This is a genomic window from Moraxella caprae DSM 19149 (assembly GCF_000426885.1).
Taxonomy (GTDB): Bacteria; Pseudomonadota; Gammaproteobacteria; order Pseudomonadales; family Moraxellaceae; genus Moraxella; species Moraxella caprae.
In genome coordinates this window covers 1-9,434 of record NZ_AUGF01000062.1, presented here as the reverse complement: position 1 = coordinate 9,434, position 9,434 = coordinate 1, and the positions used below count along the sequence as shown (strand labels likewise).

6 protein-coding genes and 1 pseudogene are annotated in these 9,434 nt (G+C 36.7%); 6 read left to right on the top strand and 1 reads right to left on the bottom strand.

All coding sequences use genetic code 11. From position 1 onward, the window contains the following. The 6 genes from K941_RS15745 to K941_RS0111445 form a co-directional block, all read left to right on the top strand. A partial coding sequence (locus K941_RS15745; RefSeq protein WP_208854380.1) for a transposase occupies positions 1–295 on the top strand: 295 nt, incomplete at its 5' end. A gap of 101 nt (positions 296–396) precedes the next feature. Continuing rightward, positions 397–903, top strand: a complete 507-nt coding sequence (locus K941_RS0111465) for a toxin-activating lysine-acyltransferase (protein ID WP_029103722.1) — start codon at positions 397–399, stop codon at positions 901–903. Between the two features lie 35 nt (positions 904–938). After that, a complete protein-coding gene (locus K941_RS0111460; protein WP_029103721.1) occupies positions 939–3,764 on the top strand; it encodes an RTX family hemolysin in 2,826 nt (941 codons plus the stop codon). 130 nt (positions 3,765–3,894) lie between these two features. Continuing rightward, positions 3,895–6,048 carry a type I secretion system permease/ATPase gene (locus K941_RS0111455; protein WP_322782722.1) on the top strand — a complete coding sequence of 718 codons (2,154 nt, stop codon included), beginning with the start codon at positions 3,895–3,897 and terminating at the stop codon, positions 6,046–6,048. 47 nt (positions 6,049–6,095) lie between these two features. After that, positions 6,096–7,523: an HlyD family type I secretion periplasmic adaptor subunit gene (locus K941_RS0111450; protein ID WP_029103719.1), complete on the top strand. Its 1,428-nt coding sequence runs from the start codon at positions 6,096–6,098 to the stop codon at positions 7,521–7,523. A 201-nt stretch (positions 7,524–7,724) separates the two neighbouring features. Further along, positions 7,725–9,029, top strand: coding sequence for a TolC family protein (locus K941_RS0111445; protein ID WP_029103718.1), 1,305 nt, complete (start codon positions 7,725–7,727; stop codon positions 9,027–9,029). 155 nt (positions 9,030–9,184) lie between these two features. On the opposite strand, the pseudogene K941_RS16910 reads toward K941_RS0111445, so the two are convergent. Then, positions 9,185–9,394 (bottom strand): annotated as a pseudogene (locus K941_RS16910) (IS1 family transposase); the annotation flags it as partial. Positions 9,395–9,434: the final 40 nt, after the last annotated feature.

Below are 9,434 nucleotides of genomic sequence, written 5' to 3'. Positions count from 1 at the left end.
CCTAACCTCCCTGACAGATGTTAATATGATTGCTGATGCCATTTGTAACCATTGGTCTATTGAAAACAGTCAGCATTGGGTGTTAGATGTTATCTTTAGTGAAGATGACCAAAAAAGTCTTGAACGTCATGAAAAAGCAAATAAAGCATTACTGACTCGTACCGCATTAAACTTAATTCGAGCCAATGGGGATGCTAAACTCTCTGTGAAACGCAGTAAAATGAGAGCTTCACAGGATAAGTCTTATCTTGAACAGTTGTTGTTTGGTAAGGGGTGGTGCGATTGTTCTGGATGAATTAAGTGTGTAGTTGACATTTTAGGGGGTTTTTTGGTATCATAAGAGTGTAGTTTTTACAATCCGATCGGTATTTTTTAGCGTATTTTTAGGAATATAGAATGACGAAAAAGTTTGCAGAACTAGGTTTAATTGCATGGCTTTGGTCTAACTCTGATATGCATAAACATTGGACGTTGTCTTTGTTTGCGACCAATGTTATTCCGGCAATTGAGACAGGTCAATATGTTATATTGAAAAGAGAAGATATGCCTGTTGCTTATTGTAGTTGGGCGAATTTGAGTTTAGAAAATGAAGTTAAATATATTAATGATGTTACTTCTCTTGAGTTGGCTGACTGGCAATCAGGAGATAGGAAATGGTTTATTGACTGGATTGCGCCATTTGGCGATAGTTATTTACTGACTCGGCATATGAGAACGGTGTTTGAACGCGATCTATTTAGAGCTGTTAGAGTTGATGGTAGTTCGAATGCAGGAAAAATATCTGAGTTCTATGGGAGAAAAGTTGATGTAAAATTAGCAAAAGAAAAATTTAAACAATATCACCAAGATTTAATTGCGAAACTTTCGGCACAAAATAATTTTGTTGTTTCCAAAAGTGAGTAATTTTTTTCGTTTTAATCTATGTAAGGAAAATATTTATGCCAAATTTTAATCTTAACACTATTAAGTCTAATATGCAAGCGGGACTTGCTTCAACTCGAGGTGCATTATCTCAAGTTGGAACTGTTACTAAATCCACTATCAAATCATTTTATCTGTATATTCCTAAAGATTATGATATTAAACAAGAAGGTAGTCTAAATAATCTAATTAGAGCTGCCGATGAATTGGGGATTGTTCGTTTGCAAGAAGAGTCTAATGGTGTTGAAACAGCAAAGCATGCTCTTGATTTATCTAATAAGTTGTTGTCCTTTACAAAAACTGGTATTGCTATTTCCGCAACAAAATTAGATGAGCTTTTAAAAAAACATTCTGGCAGTCAACTATCTAATAGCTTACAAAGTGCAAATAATATAAACAATCAATTAGGAAAAGCGAGTAGCATATTATCAACATTAGACTCCTTTTTGGGGACGGCGTTGGCGGGTATGGAGCTTGATTCATTGATTAAAAAAGGGGATGCTGCAGCCACTGAATTGGCTAAAGCTAGTATTGGCTTAATTAACGAAGTTATAGGTAATATTTCTAATAGCGTTCAAACTATTGAGGCTTTTTCTTCGCAATTAGCCAAATTGGGCGTTGCAATTTCACAAGCCAAGGGTTTTACTAATATTGGTAATAAATTACAGCATTTAAATTTTTCTAAAACTAACTTTGGTTTGGAAGTAATTACTGGTCTTTTGTCAGGGGTTTCTGCGGGTTTTGTGTTGGCAGATCAAAATTCGTCAACTGGGAAAAAAATTGCTGCAGGTTTTGAGCTAAGCAATCAAGTTATTGGTAATGTAACAAAGGCAATTTCCTCGTATATTTTGGCACAGCGTGTTGCTGCAGGCTTGTCTACTACAGGAGCGGTTGCTAGCTTGATTACATCGTCTGTTATGCTTGCAATAAGTCCATTAGCATTTATGAATGCGGCGGATAAATTTAACCATGCGAATGCGCTTAATGAGTTTGCAAAGCAATTCCAAAAATTTGGTTACGAGGGAGATAATTTATTAGCGGAGTATCAACGTGGAGCAGGTACTATTGAAGCTTCGTTGACCACAATTAGTACTGCTTTGGGCGCAGTTTCTGCAGGTGTTTCCGCTGCCGCAATTGGTTCTGCAGTGGGTGCACCGATTGCACTATTAGTTGCAGGTGTTACAGGATTGATCTCTGGAATTTTAGAAGCGTCTAAGCAAGCAATGTTTGAAAGCGTTGCCAATCGCTTGCAAGGTAAAATTTTAGAGTGGGAAAAACAACATGGCGGACAAAATTACTTTGATAAAGGGTATGATTCTCGTTATCAATTTTATTTGACTAATAATTTAAAATTTTTGTCTGAATTAAATAAAGAACTTGAGGTTGAGCGCGTTATTGCTATTACGCAGCAACGTTGGGATGAAAATATTGGTGAATTGGCAGGTATTACTAAATTAGGTGATCGCATTAATAGTGGCAAAGCATACGCTGATGCTTTTGAATACGGTCAAAAAGTTGAGGCGGGTGCTAATATTGTTTTAAATGCTAAAACTGGCATAGTTGATATTAGTAATTCAAATGGTAAAAATACTCAAGCTCTGTATTTTACCTCTCCGTTGTTAACAGCAGGTAATGAATCGCATCAGCGCTTAACCAATGGCAAGTATGCCTACATTAATAAATTAAAGTTTGATCGTGTTAAAAATTGGCAGATTACGGATGGTAACGCTAACTCTAAGCTAGATTTTTCTAGGGTCATTCAGCGTGTCGCTGAAGGAGGTAATGTAGAGGAGATTGGCTTGGTGGTTAATGCAGGGGCTGGTAATGATGACATCTTTGTAGGTCAGGGTAAGATGAATATTGATGCTGGAGATGGTCATGACCGAATTTTCTATAGCAAAGAAGGTGGTCTGGGCAATATTGTTGTTGATGGTTCACATGCAAATGAAATGGGTAGTTATAAGGTAAATCGTAATGTTTCTCGAGGTGAGATTTACCATGAAGTGGTTAAAAGGCAGGATACTAAGGTGGGTAAGCGTACCGAAACTATAGAATATCGTGATTATGAGTTGAGAAATGTTGGATATGGTTACCAATCTGTCGATAACTTGAAATCAGTAGAAGAAGTGATTGGGTCTCAATTTAACGATGTATTTAAAGGATCTCGGTTTGATGATATTTTTCATGGTGGTGCAGGAGATGATGTTCTAGAAGGTGAGGCTGGTAATGATCGCTTGTTTGGCGGTAGAGGTAATGATCGCTTGTTTGGCGGTATAGGAGATGATATTATCGATGGTGGTGCAGGTAATGATGTTGTGAATGGCGGTTCAGGTGACGATGTTTATATATTTCGTAAAGGCGATGGGGTTGATACTCTGTATGACCAAAAGGGTAATGATAAGTTGGCACTTGCGGATGCTAATATATCCGATTTTGTCATTGAGCGTACTCAAGAAGGGATCTTAATGACGAGAAATAATAGTTCTGATAGCATTAATATGCCGAATTGGTATATGACGTCGCGGTTGGTAAATTATCATGGTGATATTACAGATGATAAAATTGAACAGTTTATTGGCAAAGATGGTGACTATGTCACTTCTGAACAAATTGATAAACTATTAAAAGATAAAAAGGTTGGTGAGAGAATTACATCTCAGAAATTAAAAGAATTGGCGGATCAAAATAAAAGCGAAACATTATCTTCTGCGAATATTGTTAATGCTGTAAATAGATTAGTCAGTTCGATCTCGTCATTTGGTGTTGAGAATAGTGCAACTTCTATCACGCCACAGCCGATATTACAATTGCCACAAAATATGTTGACTATGAGTCCTCAATAAAGTATTGAGTGTATAGATGTCACTTCTTCTCATTCAAGATGTCTTTTGTTTATATATGGAACGACAAACTTAATGAGAGGGGGTGATGTCTATTTTTTAACCCCTTCGTATTTTATTTGGTGATTTGATTATGATGAATGGCGCTAATCAGCCGGCTTTGTCTGCTTTGGTTATTTTGGCTCAATATCATGGAATTGCTGTTAATCCTGCGGATATTGCACATCAATTTCTAGGTGGTTCAAATAATGACTTAAACCAAGAGGAATGGTTGTTGGCTGCAAAAAAGTTAGAACTGAAAGCAAAAATTGTGAATCAGTCTATAGCTCGATTGTCAATGATAACACTTCCTGCTTTGGTGTGGTGTGATAATAAGCCCGATTTAGATCAAAATTTAAACTCTCATTTTATACTAACTAAAATTGATGGGGTGGGATCTGCTGCAAAATATCTCATCTATGATTTGATCGAAAATCGTCCTATGATATTAGATGCAAGTGAGTTTTCTGAAAGATATTCTGGTAAGTTAATGTTAGTAACTTCCCGTGCGTCAATATTGGGTTCATTGGCTAAATTTGATTTTACTTGGTTTATTCCTGCGGTAATCAAATATCGTTATATTTTTTTTGAAGTCATCGTTATTTCAGTGGTGCTACAGATTTTTGCTCTGATTACGCCATTGTTTTTTCAGGTTGTGATGGATAAGGTGTTGGTGCATCGTGGTTTTTCTACTCTGGATGTGGTAGCGATTGCCTTGTTGGTAGTAAGTTTATTTGAAGTCATTTTAAGTGGTCTACGCACTTATATTTTTGCTCATACAACTTCTCGGATTGATGTAGAACTAGGAGCACGGTTATTTCGTCATCTATTAGCTCTACCGCTTGCTTATTTTGAGAGTAGAAGAGTAGGCGATACAGTTGCACGTATACGTGAATTGGAACATATCCGCAATTTCTTAACTGGTCAAGCTCTCACTTCAGTTTTAGATTTGGTGTTTTCTTTTATATTCTTGTTTGTAATGTGGTATTACAGCCCTACTTTAACACTGGTAGTTTTGGCATCATTACCAATATATGCGTTTTGGTCTGCCTTTATTAGCCCAATTTTACGCACTCGACTAAATGATCAATTTGCACGCAATGCAGATAATCAATCTTTTTTAGTGGAAAGTATTACTGCGGTTGGTACGGTAAAAGCAATGGCGGTTGAACCTCAAATGACCCGTCGCTGGGATAATCAATTAGCAGCTTATGTGGTTTCTAGTTTTCGGGTAGCTAAGTTGGCAATGGTTGGGCAGCAAGGAGTACAACTCATTCAAAAGATGGTTATTGTGGCAACTCTATGGATTGGTGCAAAATTGGTAATTGAAGGCAAGCTATCGGTAGGTCAATTAATAGCATTTAATATGCTGGCAGGTCAGGTGGCCGCTCCTGTTATCCGCCTGGCACAGCTATGGCAAGATTTTCAGCAAGTAGGTATTTCAGTGGCGAGATTGGGTGATATTTTAAATACTCCAACTGAGCATTCTACATCTCGCTTAACTTTACCTGATATTAAGGGTGATATTACATTTGAAAATGTTGATTTTCGCTACAAAATAGATGGGCATTTAATATTACAGAATTTAAATTTACAGATTAACGCTGGAGAGATACTAGGTATCGTAGGACGCTCTGGTTCAGGTAAATCAACATTGACAAAATTAGTGCAACGTTTATATGTGCCAGAAAATGGGAGAATATTAGTTGATGGAAACGATTTGGCATTAGCTGATCCCGCTTGGTTACGTCGCCAAGTAGGTGTTGTTTTACAGGAAAATGTGCTACTCAATCGTAGTATTCGAGATAATATTGCCTTAACTGATACAGGTATGGCGTTAGAATTTATTATCCAGGCTGCTAAGATGTCTGGAGCACATGACTTTATTATGGAATTGCCTGAAGGTTATGATACGATTGTTGGAGAACAAGGTGCAGGTTTATCAGGTGGACAACGCCAGCGTATCGCTATTGCGCGTGCTTTAATTACCAATCCACGTATTTTGATTTTTGATGAAGCAACCAGTGCATTAGACTATGAGTCGGAAAGGGCTATTATGCAAAATATGCAGGCAATTTGCCAAGGTAGAACAGTGTTGATTATTGCACATCGCTTATCTACCGTAAAAATGGCACATCGCATTATTGCAATGGACAAGGGGAAAATTGTAGAGCAAGGCACACATCAAGAATTGTTGCAAAAAGAAGATGGTTACTATCGTTATTTATATGATTTGCAGAATGGATAAACTTGTGCTATTAATGCTGTTATTTAAATAACCAAGGGAAATAATTCATGTTTATACAAGCACTTAAAGATTTTTTTATTCGCTATATAACCGTTTGGCGCAATACATGGGCAGTTCGAGACCAACTAAATCCGCCTAAACGTACTAAAGAAGAGCTCGCTTTTCTCCCTGCACATTTGGAACTCACTGATACACCCGTATCCAGTTTCTCTAAATGGACAGCTAGAATAATCATGATATTTGTCCTATTTGCTTTGCTATGGTCTTGGGTTGGACAGATTGACATTGTTGCTACAGCTTCAGGTAAAATTTCTTCAGGTAGCCGTAGCAAGACTATTCAATCTTTGGAAACAGCGATAGTTAAAGCAGTTTATGTACGTGATGGTCAAAATGTTCAACAAGGTGAAATATTAGTAGATTTAGTGGGAATCGGTTCAGATAGTGATGTTGCTCAGTCCGAGAAAGCCCTTCGAGCAGCGCAATTATCTAAGCTACGCCTTGAAGCAATTTTATCAGCATTAAATCACCGTATTAATCCTCAGATTGATGTAGCATATGCAAAGTCTTTAAATATTTCAGAATCGGAAATTAATGAGGCTCAAACTTTAGCCCAAAATCAATATCAAGCATGGTTAGCACAAGATGAACAACTAAAATTAACCTTAAAAGGACATCAAGCAGAATTACAATCTGCTCGATCCCAAGAACAAAAGTTGGTTTCAGTTGGTGCAATTGAACATCAAAAGACTGATGATTATCGGAGTCTCAAAGCAGAAAATTTTATATCTGAACATGCTTATCTAGAACAAGAAAGCAAATTACTTAGTAATCAAAATGATTTACAAAGTACACGTAGTCAGATTCAAAAAATACAGGCTGCAATCATGCAAGCTGAACAGAACCGTATGTTACATACTCAAAATCTAAAACGTGATACATTAGAATCTTTACGCCAAACCAATGAACAGATTAATCAATATACTGGTCAAACTAATAAAGCTAAGCAGCGACAGAAATTGCTGAGTATTAAATCACCTGTTAATGGTACTATACAAGAGCTAACAGCTTATACTTTAGGTGGAGTTGTACAAGCAGCACAAAAAATTATGGTTGTGGCACCTAACGATAATCAAGTGGAAGTAGAGATATTAGTGCTAAATAAAGATATCGGCTTTGTAAAAGTTGGGCAGAATGTTATCATCAAAATCGAGAGTTTTCCTTATACACGTTATGGTTATTTAACAGGTAAAATAAAAAGTATTAGTCATGATGCTATAGAACACCAACATTTAGGTCTAGTGTATACTGCACTTGTTTCTCTTGATAAAAGCACATTAAATATAGATGGAGTAACAATCAACTTAACGCCAGGAATGAATGTTACTGCTGAAATTAAAACAGGTAAACGTCGTGTTTTGGATTATATATTAAGTCCATTGCAGACAAAAGTTGATGAAAGTTTTCGAGAACGCTAGATTGATAGCATATTTTATACTATGTACAGCTAACAAAATTGAATTTTACTACGGAAACCGTTCGCCCTGAGCTATGCCTGCGGATTGGTTTCCGTCATGGTTCGACATGCTCACCACGAACGGAAACCGTGGTACTTTTTCATTTTGTAGAGTGTGGTAAGTTATCTTGGTCTTTTTGTAATTGTGGAGTATTAAAAAGTAATGAAAAGTTTTGAATATAAAAAATTTATTTATCTTTATTTTCTTTGGTTTGCTAGTAGCTCTACTGCTTCTGCGTTTAATTTGCAAGAAGCGTGGGTGGCTGCACAGCAACATTCTATTGATTATCAGATAGCTTTTCATCAAAAGAATTCTATTCAAGAGCAACAGCAACGAGCCAAATCGGTTTTCTTTCCTCGAGTTTCTGGAGATATTAATTACCAGTACAAACCTCACTCATCTAGCTCTGTCAAGCAAACGCAAGGCTGGAATATACAGCTTAGCCAAACTTTATTTAATGCAAGTGAAATGTCTCGATATAGTCAAAGTCGCTATGATAGCGAAGTGGCAGAACAAATTTATCATTCTGTTAAAGAAAAACTATTATACAATGTAACGGAAAATTATTTCAAAATCCTACTTAGTAATGAAAATATAGCTACATATAAAGCAGAAAAAATGTCTTACGAGCAACAGGTTGAGCAAGCGAAAGCTTTGTTTAATAAGGGTGTCGCTACAGCGTTGGATGTTCATGAAGCTCAAGCGGGCTATGATAATGCTTTGGCACAAGAGACTTCAGCAATACTTAAAAAACAAATTTTGGAGAACCAGTTTAATGATTATACAGGATTGGATGGTAAAGAGATTGAAATGGTAAATATTTCAAATTTGATTGAGCGTTATCTATTAAGAATTTCGCAACACAGTTTAGAAGAATGGCAGAAGATGGCTTTGGAAAATAATCATGAATATAAGGCACAAAAGTATGATGTTAGTAGTAAAGAAGAGGCGATTAAAGTTGTAAAAAACAAAAGATGGCCTGTGTTAGTGGCACAAGTTGATTATCAGAATAATTATCATCGATCAGTCTCTCAAGATGGAGGTCATCAAAATTTTAGAACCGGAACAGATGCTAGCATACAGTTGCGTGCGAAAATTCCTTTGTTGACTGGAGGTGAATTAAGCAGTGAGATGCGTGAATCGCTAAATCAATATGAGGCAGCCAAAGCTAGGTTGGTGGCAAGCGAGCGACAAATTAAACTGGCTATTCGTCAAGCTTATACTGAAAGTAATGCCGCACATTACCAGATTCTTGCACAAGAGCGTGCACTTGTGAGTAGTCAGCTTAAATTAAAGTCAACTGAGACAGGGCAAAAATATGGCATGAGAAATCGTTTAGAAATTATACAAGCAAGACAAGCGGTTGCCCAGGCAGAACAAAAACTTGCAGAGGCAAGATATAATTTTTTGATAGCTTATGCAGCCTTAATAAGAGAAAGCGGACTGGGATTGGAAGGCAATCTGTAAAGTATTTCACCAAATGGGTTTAGTTTTTTTGATCAAAATTCAAGTTTTGCTTTGATTGGCTTTTATCCAAGTGTTCAAGAGTTTTTGGTGCTGGTTGTCTTATTTAACCGCCCAAAACAGCCAAATACCATTTAAAATATGAAGGCATTGTAAACTCAAAATACAAACTTCAAACACCCATTCCACTTAGCAAAGAGTAGGTTAAGAGAACATTCTATCATATGCTGACATTTAGAATAGCATTTAGTTCTTCTTTTGAACCTTGCTAGGTAATGTCGAATCAAGCTGTTATAACCTTCTATGGTAAAAGCCTCTTTTTTGCTTTGTAAATGTTGATGACTTGGGATAATTTCTTGATAGGATTTCCGTCAGAACAAAACAGTTTGATGTTGTATGGGTTTAGTT